Origin of the sequence: Enterobacter sp. WCHEn045836, from assembly GCF_003965585.1 — a bacterium.
Classification (GTDB): domain Bacteria; phylum Pseudomonadota; class Gammaproteobacteria; order Enterobacterales; family Enterobacteriaceae; genus Enterobacter; species Enterobacter dissolvens.
On the sequence record NZ_RXPT01000013.1, the window covers coordinates 136,537 to 151,031 of the forward strand.

Annotated in this window: 13 protein-coding genes; 6 read left to right on the forward strand and 7 right to left on the reverse strand. The window is 56.1% G+C overall.

The window, feature by feature from the left end:
- Positions 1-63: 63 nt before the first annotated feature.
- The 4 genes from EKN38_RS17955 to nirB form a co-directional block, all read right to left on the reverse strand.
- Entirely contained in the window at positions 64-234 is a 171-nt protein-coding gene (locus EKN38_RS17955; RefSeq protein ID WP_008503029.1) for a YhfL family protein, read from the reverse strand.
- A 145-nt stretch (positions 235-379) separates the two neighbouring features.
- A complete protein-coding gene (gene cysG, locus EKN38_RS17960; protein WP_013099066.1) occupies positions 380-1,753 on the reverse strand; it encodes a siroheme synthase CysG in 1,374 nt (457 codons plus the stop codon).
- Between the two features lie 135 nt (positions 1,754-1,888).
- Positions 1,889-2,215: a nitrite reductase small subunit NirD gene (gene nirD / locus EKN38_RS17965; protein WP_014833542.1), complete on the reverse strand. Its 327-nt coding sequence runs from the start codon at positions 2,213-2,215 to the stop codon at positions 1,889-1,891.
- Positions 2,212-4,755: a nitrite reductase large subunit NirB gene (gene nirB / locus EKN38_RS17970; protein WP_014833541.1), complete on the reverse strand. Its 2,544-nt coding sequence runs from the start codon at positions 4,753-4,755 to the stop codon at positions 2,212-2,214. The genes nirD and nirB overlap by 4 nt, the downstream gene beginning before the upstream one ends.
- 241 nt (positions 4,756-4,996) lie before the next feature.
- Here nirB and EKN38_RS17975 point away from each other — a divergent pair, with 241 nt between their 5' ends.
- Entirely contained in the window at positions 4,997-6,313 is a 1,317-nt protein-coding gene (locus EKN38_RS17975) for a cytosine deaminase (RefSeq protein ID WP_014833540.1), read from the forward strand.
- Positions 6,314-6,316: 3 nt separating this feature from the next.
- On the opposite strand, the gene tsgA is transcribed toward EKN38_RS17975, so the two are convergent.
- The gene (gene tsgA / locus EKN38_RS17980) at positions 6,317-7,501 is read right to left on the reverse strand and encodes an MFS transporter TsgA (RefSeq protein WP_014833539.1); all 1,185 of its coding nucleotides are present in this window, start codon (positions 7,499-7,501) and stop codon (positions 6,317-6,319) included.
- A 278-nt stretch (positions 7,502-7,779) separates the two neighbouring features.
- Between tsgA and ppiA the strand changes: the two genes are divergently transcribed.
- From ppiA to EKN38_RS18000, 4 genes are all read left to right on the forward strand, one after another.
- Complete coding sequence (gene ppiA / locus EKN38_RS17985; RefSeq protein ID WP_014833538.1) at positions 7,780-8,352, forward strand: peptidylprolyl isomerase A; 573 nt, start codon at positions 7,780-7,782, stop codon at positions 8,350-8,352.
- Between the two features lie 105 nt (positions 8,353-8,457).
- A complete protein-coding gene (locus EKN38_RS17990; RefSeq protein WP_014833537.1) occupies positions 8,458-9,042 on the forward strand; it encodes a putative adenosine monophosphate-protein transferase Fic in 585 nt (194 codons plus the stop codon).
- A gap of 30 nt (positions 9,043-9,072) precedes the next feature.
- A complete protein-coding gene (pabA, locus tag EKN38_RS17995) occupies positions 9,073-9,636 on the forward strand; it encodes an aminodeoxychorismate synthase component 2 (protein ID WP_014833536.1) in 564 nt (187 codons plus the stop codon).
- 86 nt (positions 9,637-9,722) lie between these two features.
- Positions 9,723-10,943: an aspartate aminotransferase family protein gene (locus EKN38_RS18000; protein ID WP_014833535.1), complete on the forward strand. Its 1,221-nt coding sequence runs from the start codon at positions 9,723-9,725 to the stop codon at positions 10,941-10,943.
- On the opposite strand, the gene EKN38_RS18005 is transcribed toward EKN38_RS18000, so the two are convergent.
- A complete protein-coding gene (locus EKN38_RS18005; protein WP_014833534.1) occupies positions 10,940-13,027 on the reverse strand; it encodes a YccS/YhfK family putative transporter in 2,088 nt (695 codons plus the stop codon). The genes EKN38_RS18000 and EKN38_RS18005 overlap by 4 nt on opposite strands.
- Before the next feature lie 57 nt (positions 13,028-13,084).
- Complete coding sequence (gene crp, locus EKN38_RS18010) at positions 13,085-13,717, reverse strand: cAMP-activated global transcriptional regulator CRP (RefSeq protein WP_000242758.1); 633 nt, start codon at positions 13,715-13,717, stop codon at positions 13,085-13,087.
- Positions 13,718-14,027: 310 nt separating this feature from the next.
- Here crp and EKN38_RS18015 point away from each other — a divergent pair, with 310 nt between their 5' ends.
- On the forward strand, positions 14,028-14,432 hold the full coding sequence (locus EKN38_RS18015; RefSeq protein ID WP_010436331.1) for an OsmC family protein: 405 nt from the start codon (positions 14,028-14,030) through the stop codon (positions 14,430-14,432).
- Positions 14,433-14,495: the final 63 nt, after the last annotated feature.

Genomic DNA, 14,495 nt, shown 5'->3' on the forward strand with positions numbered 1-14,495 from the left:
ACGCCGCACTTTTCAAAACAAAAAAACCGGGGAATCCCCGGTTTTTTTACGCCTGTAAAACGCTTACTGCTGTGCCGCCGGGCCACAACCCCCGATGATCTTCGAAATGGAGATCGCCGGGTGCAGCAGGTAATCGTAGCTGCAGTTGTTTTTGGTGTTTTGCACGTGGCCGGTGCAGGCCGTCAGAGTCGATAACAGGCCTACCAGAACGGCAGCTTTAGCCAGTTTGAACATACGCATTCCTTGTCTTAAAAAAACTAAATTGGATGTAACACGAGGGAATAAATGGAAAAGTTCCATTTCGCGGGAGGTATGTTATCGACAGCAGTAACAGGGGAGTAGTCCGGTTAAGGACTACTCGAAGAAGGGAGAATATGCGCTAGTGATTTGAGAACCAGTTGAGTTTATCGCGCAGTTCAACCACGCGGCCGACAATAATCAGCGCCGGGCTTTCAACCTGCTGCGCCAGCTCACCCAGCTGTGTCAGCACGCCATTTACCACGCGCTGCTTAATGGAGGTGCCGTTTTCCACCAGCGCGACGGGCATATCCGCTTCCATGCCGTGTTCCAGTAATTTCGCCTGGATCGTAGCGGCCTGATTCAGCCCCATATAGAAGACCAGCGTCTGCTTTTCGGCGGCCAGATTATGCCAGTCCAGTTCGCTGCCAGTTTTCAGGTGCCCCGTCACCAGACGCACGCTCTGCGCGTAATCACGATGGGTCAATGGAATACCGGAGTATGCCGAACAGCCGGATGCTGCCGTAATGCCAGGCACCACAGAGAATGGAATACCTGCGTTGCACAGGGTTTCCAGTTCCTCGCCGCCGCGACCAAAGATAAACGGATCCCCGCCCTTCAGGCGCACCACGCGTTTTCCTTTTTGCGCTTCTCTCAGCAGGATCTGGTTAATCTCTTCCTGCGGCACGCAGTGATAACCCGCACGTTTACCCACAAACACACGGTCCGCATCGCGACGTACCAGATTCATGATCTCATCGGAGACCAGACGGTCATAGACAACGGTATCGGCCTGCTGGATCTGCTGGAGACCTTTCAGCGTCAGTAATCCCGCATCGCCGGGGCCTGCGCCTACCAGCACCACCTCGCCACGATGATCCAGCGGTTCAGAGAGCAACTGCTCGGTCGTCTCTTCAACCGCCTTCACGTCCTGATTGGCCAGCGACTGGGCCAGCCGGTCATTGACGAAGAATTTTTCCCAGAAGCGACGGCGCTCGCCCACGGTCGCGAAGGTTTGCTTCACCCGGGAACGCAATTGCCCTGCATAGTGGGCAATTTGCCCAAGATGTTGCGGCAGCAGCGCTTCCAGTTTTTCCCGCAGCAGGCGGGCGAGAACCGGTGAGCGGCCACCTGACGACACCGCAATCATCAACGGTGACCGGTCGATAATCGACGGCATGATAAAGCTGGCTTCTTTCGGCGCATCCACCACGTTGCAGAATATACGGCGCGCTTCGCAGGCATCGCTGACGCGCTGATTCACTTCATCGTCATCCGTCGCGGCAATAGTCAGCCAGCAGGTATCCAGCAGGGACTCGTTAAACTCTCCCTGATTCAGCGTGAGCATCCCTTCTTTCGCCCAGGCTTCAAACTGTGGTGCGAAGGCGAGGGCGTTAACCGTAAGACGGGCACCAGCCTCTAACAGCAAGCGGGCTTTACGTTCAGCCACATCGCCGCCACCCACAAGCAGGCAGTCGCGATGGCGTAATTGACAGAAAATCGGCAGGTGGTCCACGACATTACCTCACAGCATTCATGGAGGGGGTAAGAATTGACGTCAGAATAACAGCAGGAATCGCCGGAAACATACGGTTTTTCCTGCCGTTACCCATAAGGGGTCATAAGCCTTTCCTATAGGAAAGGCGGGGGGTTAGGCTTTTAACTGCACCAGGCCGTCCTTCACGCGAACGTCGTAGTGCTTCACCGAGTAGCTTTCATCTTCCATGCACAGTCCGTCGCTTAAACGGAAACGCTGTTTTTTCAGCGGACTGGCGACCCACAGTTCACCCTGATGCTCGGCAATCAGCCCGCGGGAGAGGACGCTGGCCTCAAAAAAAGGGTCAATATTGCTGATGGCAAAAACCTGTTCGTCGTGGCGAGGGCGGAAAATCGCGACCTGCTCGTTTCCCAGCAGCGCACAGACGCCGGTTGCCGGCAGAATGTCGTTAATGTTGCAGATGTTTACCCACTGGCTCATGCGTTTTCCTCCACCAGCGTCACCGGAATACGTTCATAAGGTGTCGCCGGACGATGCTGTTCGCGCTCTGCTACTACCTGCACGTTCGGGTCGCGCTGGGTGCTGTTGATGAAGTGTTTGAAGCGGGTCTGTGCCGCTGACGTGTTGACGGTTTCCGTCCACTCGCAAATCACCGCCGCGCGCAGGCGCGCCATCTCGGCTTCCAGATGTTCGTTAAGCCCCAGCTTGTCGTCGATGATGACCGATTTCAGGTAGTCGATGCCGCCCTCCAGATTATCCAGCCAGGAAGCGGTACGGGTCAGTTTGTCGGCGGTACGGATGTAGAACATCATGAAGCGGTCGAGATACTGAATCAGCGTGTCGTGGTCAAGATCGGCCGCCAGCAGGTCAGCGTGGCGTGGTTTCATCCCGCCGTTACCGCAGACGTACAGGTTCCAGCCTTTCTCGGTGGCGATGATCCCCACGTCTTTCCCCTGCGCTTCGGCACATTCACGGGTACAGCCGGAGACGCCGAACTTCATTTTGTGCGGGGTACGGATGCCTTTGTAGCGGTTTTCCAGCTCGACGCCGAAGCCCACGCTGTCGCCCACGCCGTAGCGACACCAGGTGCTGCCCACGCAGGTTTTCGCCATGCGCAGCGCTTTGGCATACGCGTGACCGGTTTCGAAGCCCGCCTCAATCAGCTGACGCCAGATTTCCGGCAGGTCATCTTTCTGCGCACCAAACAGGCCGATACGCTGGGAACCGGTGATTTTGGTGTAGAGGTTAAATTCACGCGCGATACGGCCCACGGCCACCAGCCCTTCCGGGGTGATTTCACCGCCCGCGGAGCGTGGGATAACGGAGTAAGTCCCGTCTTTCTGGATATTCGCCAGGAAGTTGTCGTTGGTATCCTGCAGCGGCGTATGTTCGGGTTTGAGGATGTACTCATTCCAGCAGGAGGCCAGCAGGGAGCCGACGGTCGGTTTACACACTTCGCAGCCATAGCCCTGGCCGTGCTTGGCCAGCAGTTCGTCGAAGGATTTGATGCCTTCCACGCGGATCAGGTGGTACAGCTCCTGACGAGAGTACGCGAAGTGCTCGCACAGGTTGTTGTTCACTTCGATGCCCTGTTTCGCCAGTTCGGCGTTCAGCACCTGAGTGACCAGAGGAATACAGCCGCCGCAGCCGGTCCCGGCTTTGGTTTCCGCTTTCAGCGCCGCAACGGTGTGGCAGCCTTTGTTAATGGCGGCGATCAGCATGCCTTTGGTGACGTCGAAGCAGGAGCAGATCTGCGCGCTGTCTGGCAGTTTATCGACGCCGATAGACGGCTTGCCGCTGGAGGCGTGCGCCGGGACGATCAGCGCGTCCGGGTTCTCCGGCAGTTCGATGGCGTTCAGCACCAGTTGCAGGAGGTTGCCGTAGTCGCTGGTGTCGCCCACCAGCACCGCGCCGAGCAGGGTTTTGTTGTCCTGGCTGACGATCAGGCGTTTATAGATCTCTTTGCTTTCGTCGAGATAAACGTAGCTGCGTGCGCCCGGCGTGCGGCCATGCGCATCGCCAATGCCGCCCACGTCCACGCCCAGCAGCTTCAGCTTGGCGCTTAAGTCCGCGCCTTCGAAGGCGTTTTCGTTACCGAGGATATGGTCAACGGCGACCTGCGCCATTTTGTAGCCCGGCGCCACCAGACCGTATACGCGGTTATTCCAGCTGGCGCATTCGCCGATAGCATAGATATCCGGGTCGGAGGTCTGGCAGGTATCGTTCACCATGATCCCGCCGCGCTGGGCAACCGCCAGACCGCACTGGGTGGCCAGCTTGTCGCGTGGACGAATACCGGTGGAGAAGACGATAAAGTCGACTTCGAGCTCGCTGCCGTCGGCAAAGCGCATGGTTTTACGCGCTTCGGTGCCTTCCTGCACAATCTCTTTGGTGTTTTTGCTGGTGTGGACTTTCACACCCATGCTTTCAATCTTACGGCGCAGCTGATCGCCACCCATGTGGTCCAGCTGTTCGGCCATCAGCATCGGGGCAAATTCGATGACGTGCGTTTCAACGCCGAGGTTTTTCAACGCTCCGGCTGCTTCCAGACCCAGCAGGCCGCCCCCGACCACCGCGCCGCGTTTACTGCGACGTGCGCAGGATTCGATGGCGTTGAGATCTTCAATGGTACGGTAAACGAAGCAATCCTGCGTTTCCGAACCTTTGATAGGCGGGATCCACGGATATGAGCCAGTCGCCATGATCAGCTTGTCGTAAAAAACCGTACGGCCAGCGCTGGAGTGGATCACTTTCTCCTGACGGTTGATGGTGATAGCGCGTTCGCCCACCAGCACTTTTACGCCATGCTTCTCATAGAAACCTTCACGCACCAGAGAGAGCTCTTCGGCGGTATGATGGGAGAAGTAGGAAGACAAGTGCACACGGTCGTACGCCTTGCGGGGTTCTTCACAGAACACGGTAATATCGAACTGCTCAGCGCTGGCTTTATCGAGAAGATCCTCAATAAAGCGGTGGCCGACCATGCCGTTACCGATGATAGCGAGTCTGACTTTGCTCATTTTTGCCTCGATTTCTTTTCTATTACTGCCTACCTTAACGATTCAGCAGGGGCACTTATTGATGCAAATCAAATACGCCTTCGCCTACTCCCTAGGTGGTAGATGTATGATTTGTCAGGATTTTTATAAGTTATGGAAATCGCTGGCTTTTCGTTGTCGTCGATTTTATGTACAAAAAAAGTGGCTATTTTTGGAAAAACAGGTACTCCTTAATTTCAGCCACGTTTTTCAGGGGAAAGGTATGTCTACAACACCGCTTTGGCTTGTGCAGAATGTTCGTTTACCGGATCGCGAAGGGCTGTGGCAGATCGCCATCGAGAACGGTCGTTTTGGTGATATCTCGCCCATGGACGAGACCCACAGCGAAAGCTATGAGGTCTTAAATGCCCGCGGCGGACTGGCCATTCCACCGTTTATCGAGCCGCACATTCATCTGGATACCACCCAGACAGCGGGCGAACCCAACTGGAACCAGTCCGGCACGCTGTTTGAAGGGATTGAACGTTGGGCGGAGCGTAAGGCGCTGCTCAGCTATGACGATGTCAAAGCGCGCGCATGGAAAACGCTGAAGTGGCAAATTGCCAACGGGATCCAGTTTGTCCGCACCCACGTGGATGTCTCCGACCCGAGGCTTACCGCCCTGAAGGCGATGCTGGAGGTTAAACAGGAGGTCGCGCCGTGGGTGACGCTGCAAATCGTGGCATTCCCGCAGGAAGGCATTCTCTCTTACCCGAACGGCGCGGCGCTGCTGGAAGAGGCATTAACGCTGGGCGCGGATGTGGTGGGTGCCATCCCGCACTTCGAATTCACCCGGGAATACGGCGTGCAGTCCCTGCATATCGCCTTTGACCTGGCGAAGAAATACGACCGTCCGCTGGATATTCATTGCGATGAAATCGACGATGAGCAGTCCCGCTTTGTGGAGACGGTCGCCACGCTGGCGTATGAAGCTGGCATTGGCGCGCGGGTCACGGCCAGCCACACCACCGCCATGCACTCTTACAACGGCGCGTATACCTCCCGGCTGTTCCGCCTGCTGAAGATGTCGGGCATTAACTTCGTGGCGAATCCGCTGGTGAATATCCACCTGCAGGGGCGTTTTGACGACTATCCGAAGCGTCGGGGCATCACCCGCGTGAAGGAACTGCAGGCGGCGGGCATTAACGTCTGCTTTGGACATGATGATGTGTTTGATCCATGGTATCCGCTCGGTACCGGCAATATGCTGCAGGTGCTGCATATGGGGCTGCACGTTTGTCAGATGATGGGCTACCCGCAAATTGACAGCGGCCTGAACCTGATCACCCATAACAGCGCCCGCACGTTTGGCCTGAGCGATTACGGTATTGAGACGGGTAACCCGGCGAACCTGGTGATTTTGCCTGCAGAAAGTGGGTTTGAGGCGGTACGCTGTCAGGTGCCGGTGCGCTGGTCCATTCGGCAGGGGCGCGTGATTGCCACCACGCAGCTGGCGCAGACCTGGATCCAGATGGATATCGGGGGAGAAGAGGTGAGCTTTGCCAGAAACAGCCCCTCTGCCGAGCGCAAAGGGGCGTAGGGATTAATGAGACGCCGCTGCCGCGTTATGCTGGCGGTGGCGGGTCACAAAGCCCAGGATGAAGCACATAATGAACACCACAGCGTACAGACCGTTAGCGGTGTGCAGCGCCGCCAGCGGACCGCTGTGGGCGACGATCGGCCCCGTCACCACAAAGGTCAGCATGGTGCCGATGGTGCCGCAGGTCAGGACGAAGTTCACCAGCTTCGGCGAGGCCACTTTGGTCTGCAGGGAGCCCAGGGTGATGATCGATGTGTAAATGGCGCTGGAGAAGAAGCCCAGGGTCAGAATGAACCACGGCATATGCTCCGGGGAACCGTTGATGAACATATACATCAACACGGTAGCCAGGCCTGCCAGCACGGTCAGAATGCGCTGCAGATCGAAGAAGCGCAGGATGAAGCTAAACGCCCACATGCCGAACATGTAAGACATCCAGAAATCGCTCACCAGTTTGCCCGCGTCGTTCAGGCTCATGCCCAGACCTTTGGCGTATTCCGGCACCCAGGAGATAAAGCCCAGCTGACCCAGGATGTAGCACAGCGCGGCAATGGAGAGGAACAGTACGCCGATACCCCATTTCTCTTTCACCACAGGCTCTGCCGTGGTCTGTGCTTTTTTACCCAGAACCGGGAATTCGCAGCCGAAGGTCAGGATGAAGATGGCCACGTAAACCAGGCCGATACAGGCGTAGACCCAGTACCACTCAATGCTGCGCGCCAGCAGAACGGCCGCGACCATCGGGAAAATCATCCCGGCCATGCTGAAGAAGGAGTCGGTAAACAGCAGGCGCGCGCCGCGCTGACGGCCTTCATACATATGGGTAATCAGGAAGGTACCAATCGACATGGTGATCCCGCTGACCAGACCGAGCACGAACATGGCGGCGGAGAACAGGGCGATGCTGTGGCTCAGCATCAGACCCGCCACGGCGGCGACCATCAGCACAAAACCAAAACGCAGCTGCGTTTTCAGCGGAACAATTTCCATCAGCCAGGCATTCAGGAAAATGGAGATCAGGATCCCCGCGTTGAGGAAGGTGAAGGTGTTACTCATGCTGGAAACGGGCAGATGGAAGTAGTCTGCGATATTTCCCATCACCATCCCGGTGACGATCACCAACGCGCCGGTCAGGGCGTAGGAGAAAAAGCTGATCCATGTGAGCTTGATACGATTGCTGTTAGTCATGTCTGGCCTGTTCAGGAAAAGAAAAGCGCCGGATGGGCGCTGAGAGCGGGCAGATTTTAGTCGCGAAAGTGATCCATTCATATCTTTTAAAGAAAATATGGGCTTCATTGCAGGGTTTTATGTGATAACGATCACATAAAATAGCGCCGTAACCAATCGTTTGCGCGGTAACAACTGTTTCAATTTCGTAAAATTAGGTAAAAGGCTGGTCTCCGTTCATACTGCTCTTTAGAATCAAGCCATTCGCTTTTTATACTGCGCTTTGTTAAGGAATTCTCATGCTCAAATCAACACTGGCGGCTGTCGCAGCTGTGTTTGCTTTTTCTGCCGTTTCCCCGGCCGCGCTGGCAGCAAAAGGGGACCCTCATGTTCTGCTGACCACCTCCGCAGGGAATATTGAGCTGGAACTGAATAGCCAGAAAGCCCCGGTTTCTGTGAAAAACTTCCTCGACTACGTAAACAGCGGCTTTTATAACAACACCACCTTCCACCGCGTGATCCCAGGCTTTATGGTGCAGGGCGGCGGTTTCAACGAGCAGATGCAGCAGAAACAGCCGAACCCCCCGATCAAAAACGAAGCGGACAACGGCCTGCTGAACACCCGCGGCACCATCGCCATGGCGCGTACGGCGGATAAAGACAGCGCCACCAGCCAGTTCTTTATCAACGTGGCGGATAACGCCTTCCTCGACCACGGCCAGCGTGACTTCGGCTATGCGGTGTTTGGTAAAGTGGTAAAAGGGATGGACGTGGCGGACAAGATTTCTCAGGTACAGACCCACGACGTTGGGCCATACCAGAATGTGCCATCCAAACCGGTCGTGATCCTCTCTGCAAAAGTACTGCCGTAATCCTCTTTGACACGGGCGTGTCTCGCCCGTGTTGTTAGCCCTCCCTGCGAAAGCGCGTTTTGCTGCTTATACTTTGGCAAACGGACATATTCAGGGAGGCGTTAAGTGAAAAAACTCACCGATAAGCAAAAATCCCGTCTCTGGGAGCAGCAGCGTAACGTCAATTTTCAGGCCAGTTGTCTCCTTGAAAAGGGTCATGGCCCTTCAGATCCCCAGATTGAGACACTGGAACTTGGGCCTTCAGCGCCTGGGTTGCCCCATCTGCGCCTTATCCACCGCCATCTGTATCGCAGAGAGATGAAACGGGCAGGTGAATACCGTACGGACGATATTTTCAAAGGGGACATCCCTTTTTGCCATTTCGAATACATTGAGAAGATGGGCAATGAATTGATGTCGGCACTGGAAAGCGACCGGTACCTGGTGGGTCTTCAGAAAGAGGAGTTTATCGAGCGGATAAGCCATTACTATTGTGAAATCAATATGCTGCATCCTTTTGCGAGTGGTAATGGCATTGCGCAGCGCGTTTTCTTTGAACAGCTGGCGATCCATGCGGGTTACCTGCTGGACTGGCGCGATATCGATCCTGAGCAGTGGGTCGCGGCTAACCAGAGCGGCGCAACGGGAGGTTTGTCCGCCCTGAACGCTATCTTTGCCAAAGTAGTGAGCGAAGCGCGGGAATCTGAGTAGAATAGGGCGGCATTTTTTTCGGGAGCCGCCATGATTCTGCTGATTGATAACTACGATTCCTTCACCTGGAACCTTTACCAGTATTTTTGTGAGCTGGGTGCAAAGGTGGTTGTCCGCCGTAACGACGACATCAGCCTGACCGGGATTGACGCGCTGGCCCCAAAGAAAATCGTTATCTCGCCGGGGCCGTGTACTCCATCGGAATCGGGCATCTCTCTGGATGTGATCCGCCACTACGCCGGCAGGCTGCCGATCCTTGGCGTCTGCCTTGGCCATCAGGCCATCGGGCAGGTGTTTGGCGCCACCATCGTCCGTGCTGCCAGGGTGATGCACGGTAAAACCTCACCGGTTACCCACACCGGCACGGGCGTGTTTAGTGGGTTAAATAACCCGTTAACCGTCACGCGCTATCACTCTCTGGTGATTGACCCGCCGACGCTGCCCGACTGCTTTGAGGTGACCGCCTGGAGCGAGACGCAGGAGATCATGGGCATTCGCCATCGTGAATGGGATCTCGAAGGGGTGCAGTTCCACCCGGAGAGTATTCTCAGCGAACAGGGACACCAACTGCTGGCTAATTTCCTCAATCGCTGAATATCTGTTGCCTTGTTGTGATTTTTTATGCATATTTTGTGATTATATTTTCACAATCACTGTGACATAAAATGGATGGTCATGACATGGCAACTGAACAATCTGCAATTACCCGCGCGACATTCGATGAAGTCATTCTGCCGATTTATGCACCGGCCGAGTTTATCCCGGTAAAGGGAAAAGGCAGCCGCGTCTGGGATCAGCAGGGGAAAGAGTACGTGGATTTCGCCGGGGGGATTGCGGTGACGGCGCTGGGGCATTGCCATCCTGCACTGGTCGAGGCGCTGAAAACCCAGGGCGAAACCCTGTGGCACACCAGCAACGTCTTTACCAACGAACCGGCGTTGCGCCTGGGGCGCAAGATCATTGACGCGACTTTCGCCGAGCGCGTGCTGTTTATGAACTCCGGTACGGAAGCCAACGAAACCGCCTTCAAGCTGGCGCGTTACTACGCCTCAACGCGCCACAGCCCGTACAAAACCAAAATCATCGCTTTCCATAACGCTTTCCACGGTCGTTCGCTGTTTACCGTTTCCGTTGGCGGCCAGCCGAAGTATTCCGACGGTTTTGGTCCGAAACCCGCCGATATCATTCATGTACCGTTTAACGATCTGCATGCGGTGAAAGCAGTGATGGATGACCATACCTGCGCGGTCGTGGTTGAGCCGATTCAGGGGGAAGGCGGCGTGACGGCGGCAACGCCGGAATTCCTCAAAGGGCTGCGCGCGCTGTGCGATCAGCATCAGGCGCTGCTGGTGTTTGATGAGGTCCAGAGCGGGATGGGGCGTACAGGCTCCCTGTTCGCCTACATGCACTACGGCGTGACGCCGGATATTCTCACCAGCGCCAAAGCGCTCGGCGGCGGCTTCCCGGTCAGCGCGGTGCTCACCACCCAGGAGATCGCCTCCGCCTTCCACGTTGGCTCTCACGGCTCCACCTACGGCGGAAACCCGCTGGCCTGCGCCATCGCCGGTGCGGCGTTTGATATCATCAATACGCCGGAGGTGTTAAGCGGCGTTCAGGCGAAGCGCGAGCTGTTCGTGAAACATCTGCAGCAGATCGACGAAACGTACGACGTCTTCAGCGAGATCCGTGGTATGGGACTGCTGATTGGTGCAGAGCTGAAGCCGCAGTACAAAGGCCGCGCACGCGATTTCCTGCACGCCGCTGCTCACGAAGGGGTGATGGTGCTCAACGCTGGCCCGGACGTGATGCGCTTTGCGCCGTCGCTGGTGGTCGAAGAGAACGATATTGAAGATGGATTAACCCGCTTTGCCGCGGCGGTGGCGAAGATCGTTAAAGGCTAATATTCGGTTCGCTTTAACCGCCGCGTTAACCAGATGCCGTGATGCGGACGCTGACGCCATGCCACCGACGAAATGGTGTGCATGGTGTTCAGATGCCCCAGAATACGCTGCAGATGCTGCTCCAGGGTGCTCATTGGCCCGTGGGTGAGCGTTTCCGGCGCTTCCAGAATGTTCGAATCCCCCGATTCACCCGGTGCGTCATACTCCAGACGCTGCTGACACCGCTGCAGGGCAATCTCACACGACTGCAAATAGCGCTGCGCCAGGTCTGGTGTCAGCATGGTATGTTCACGCGCCAGCGTGGTCATCGCGTTAATATGTTCGACGATGAACTGGCTGTGCGTCACCCAGAGCTTCATATCCGCCAGATAGTGCGAGTTAAAGCCGGGCTCCTGCATCGCCTGATTCAGCGAGTTGAACAGGGCGTTATGCGCCTGGTTGACCTTCATCCGCTGATACGCCAGCGGGGAGGGCTGCGGATCGTCGCTCAGGATCAGGCGGATAGCCTGCTGGTCGGCCTCCAGCGCGTCGTGGGCGTTCTGCCTGAGCAGGCCGCTTTGCCATTGTGGCCACAGCCAGACCATTCCACCAAAGGCAATCAGGCAGCCAATCAGGGTATCGATAAGCCTGGCGACAATAAATTGTTCGCCATTGAGCGTAAGCAACTGCAGGGTGTATACCGCCGTGACCGTAAAGCCCACCATCGCCCAGCCGTAGTTCTTGCGGATGATCAGGTAGCTCACCAGGGTAATCAATAGCATGCCTGCCAGCGTATAGCCTTCCGGCACGTGGAAGTGCAGCGTTACGCCCGCGATAATCAACCCCGCCATGGTTCCGCCCGCCCGGTGCAGAATACGCACCCGCGTGGCGCCGTAGCCGTTCTGAGTAACAAACAGAACCGTCATTAATATCCAGTAGGGTTTGGGCAGATGCAGCGCCATGCCCATCAGGCTGGCGATGCTCAGCATCACGCTAATCCGGGCGGCGTTGCGCAGGGCGGAAGATTTAAACGAGAGATAGCTTTTAAGCGCAGGCAGCAGCGGTAGGCGCTTTTGCTTATCCGCCATCAGGTCACGGGGATAGAGCGGGCGCTGGGTTCGCAGCACGCGGGCAATACGGCTGAAGTGCCAGGCGGCAAACTGACCTACCGGGTTATCCTCGTGCTGGCGGGCGATCTTCTCCAGTGCGCCGAGCTGTTTGTCCATGTTAAAGCGCGTGGGGTAGCGGTGATAAAGGATGTCGTCGGCCAGTACCCGCAGACGTGCGGACACGGTCTGCGCGTTCCAGCGGATCACCGCTTCGGCATGGCTGCGCTCCACCAGCTTTTGCACCTCCTGCGGGTGGTGCAGGCTCACAGAGATATGCTCCTGCAGATCCAGCCCCACCTGGAAGGTGCGCAGCAGCCGTTTGTATTCGTGGTTCTTGTTGGCGGCCAGCATGTGCAGTTGCTGGTAGCACTGGCTTATCAGATCCACCACCTTCTGCTGGCGCGTCAGCAGCGGCGGCAGCGATTTTTCCGGGTCGGTATGCTGAGTCAGCAGCGTGTATTTGGCTTCGCAGTACTCTGCGAGCTGGACATAGAGCAGGCTCAGGGATTCACGCAGCGGCTGTTCCCGCCACAGCCAGAACCAGAACCAGTTAAACAGGCCATACCATAGCGTACCGAGGGCGTAGATCAGCAGCGGCTCCCATACCGGCATGTTACCTGCGAGACTGAGGGTAAAGATGGCCGCAATGAGTGAGGCGGGCAGTAAACGCGCGTGCAGCGAACTGATTTCGGCGGTCACCCCCAGCGTCATCGCCAGCACGCTCAGGATCAGCGGCAGCGGAATATCGCGGGCCAGCAACAGTTGCACGGCGAGGCTACACCCGGCAAACAGCGAACCGCCAATAATCAGTCGTTTGAAAAAACGCTTATGCGGGGTGTCGAGACCGGCAATATTGCAGCAGGCAGGTACGAGAGAGAACAGCAGCCCTTGTTGAAGATGTCCAAGGATCAGGCCCACGGCCACAGGAAGGCACAACACCAGCGTTTGTCGCAGTGCGTAGTTAACTTCCGGGTGATAAATCAGCCTGCGCCACATGAGGAGTAGAGACAAAAACGGCGTGACACCTTGCGATGGCACGCCGTTTTATCGGGATTAACGGGTTCCGTAAACCACGATGGTTTTACCGTGGGCGGAGATCAGGTTCTGATCTTCCAGCATTTTCAGGATACGGCCCACTGTTTCACGGGAGCAACCGACGATCTGACCAATTTCCTGGCGGGTAATTTTAATTTGCATGCCGTCAGGGTGGGTCATGGCGTCTGGCTGTTTCGCCAGGTTCAGCAGCGTTTGCGCGATACGGCCGGTCACGTCCAGGAAGGCGAGGTTACCCACTTTCTCTGATGTGACCTGCAGACGGCGAGCCATCTGCGAAGAAAGACGCATCAGGATATCAGGGTTAACCTGAATCAACTGACGGAATTTCTTGTAGGAAATTTCAGCCACTTCACATGCTGTCTTTGCACGAACCCAGGCGCTACGTTCCTGGCCTTCTTCAAACAGGCCCAGTTCGCCGATGAAATCGCCCTGGTTCAGATAAGAAAGGATCATCTCTTTCCCTTCTTCATCTTTGATCAGCACTGCCACCGAGCCTTTGACGATGTAATACAACGTTTCCGCTTTTTCACCCTGGTGAATCAGCGTGCTCTTCGATGGGTACTTATGAATGTGGCAATGAGACAAGAACCATTCGAGAGTCGGGTCTGTTTGCGGTTTGCCAAGCACCATGCGCTGTTATCCTCTGTTATAAGCTGTCACCAGAGTCATAAGATGCATCCGGACTCTGGGGTTGCAATCGAATTCTTACCCATACCTGGGAAGTCGGCTGTCGTAACGTTTCGCAGCCAGTAAAGTTTGATGTCCTCTGCATACATGTGTAACGTCAATGTATTACTGTAGCATCCAGAGTGTTTTAGCATAGCTTTCGCCGCGTGTCTCCTGGTGTCTCGCTTCAGCATGACGCAGGTCGCCTTCCATTGCGAGAAATGTAACGCACGCGTAATCTGTCACCAAAAATGCAACGTTGGAGTTAATGAATATGCAAGCGCGCGTGAAATGGGTAGAAGGTTTAACGTTCCTGGGCGAGTCCGCTTCAGGACACCAGATTTTGATGGACGGTAACTCCGGCGATAAAGCACCCAGCCCAATGGAGATGGTGCTGATGGCGGCTGGGGGATGCAGCGCGATTGACGTGGTGTCGATTCTGCAAAAGGGCCGTCATGATGTGACGGATTGCGAAGTTAAGCTCACGTCTGAACGTCGCGAAGAGGCGCCACGCCTGTTCACCCACATCAACCTGCACTTTATTGTCACCGGGAAAGAACTGAAAGATGCGGCCGTTTCACGCGCGGTCGATCTGTCAGCGGAGAAATACTGCTCTGTGGCATTGATGCTGGAGAAGGCGGTAAAAATTACCCATTCGTATGAAGTGATCGAGGCGTGATTGATGGGGCATCGTGCGTGTTGATGCCCTCATCCTAACCCTCTCCCACCGGGAGAGGGAATA

Coding starts and splice junctions, on each gene's coding strand:
- EKN38_RS17955 (WP_008503029.1), bottom strand. CDS start 234: ATGTTCAAACTGGCTAAAGCTGCCGTTCTGGTAGGCCTGTTATCGACT.
- nirD (WP_014833542.1), bottom strand. CDS start 2,215: ATGAGCCAGTGGGTAAACATCTGCAACATTAACGACATTCTGCCGGCA.
- nirB (WP_014833541.1), bottom strand. CDS start 4,755: ATGAGCAAAGTCAGACTCGCTATCATCGGTAACGGCATGGTCGGCCAC.
- EKN38_RS17975 (WP_014833540.1), top strand. CDS start 4,997: ATGTCTACAACACCGCTTTGGCTTGTGCAGAATGTTCGTTTACCGGAT.
- tsgA (WP_014833539.1), bottom strand. CDS start 7,501: ATGACTAACAGCAATCGTATCAAGCTCACATGGATCAGCTTTTTCTCC.
- ppiA (WP_014833538.1), top strand. CDS start 7,780: ATGCTCAAATCAACACTGGCGGCTGTCGCAGCTGTGTTTGCTTTTTCT.
- pabA (WP_014833536.1), top strand. CDS start 9,073: ATGATTCTGCTGATTGATAACTACGATTCCTTCACCTGGAACCTTTAC.
- EKN38_RS18000 (WP_014833535.1), top strand. CDS start 9,723: ATGGCAACTGAACAATCTGCAATTACCCGCGCGACATTCGATGAAGTC.
- EKN38_RS18005 (WP_014833534.1), bottom strand. CDS start 13,027: ATGTGGCGCAGGCTGATTTATCACCCGGAAGTTAACTACGCACTGCGA.
- crp (WP_000242758.1), bottom strand. CDS start 13,717: ATGGTGCTTGGCAAACCGCAAACAGACCCGACTCTCGAATGGTTCTTG.
- EKN38_RS18015 (WP_010436331.1), top strand. CDS start 14,028: ATGCAAGCGCGCGTGAAATGGGTAGAAGGTTTAACGTTCCTGGGCGAG.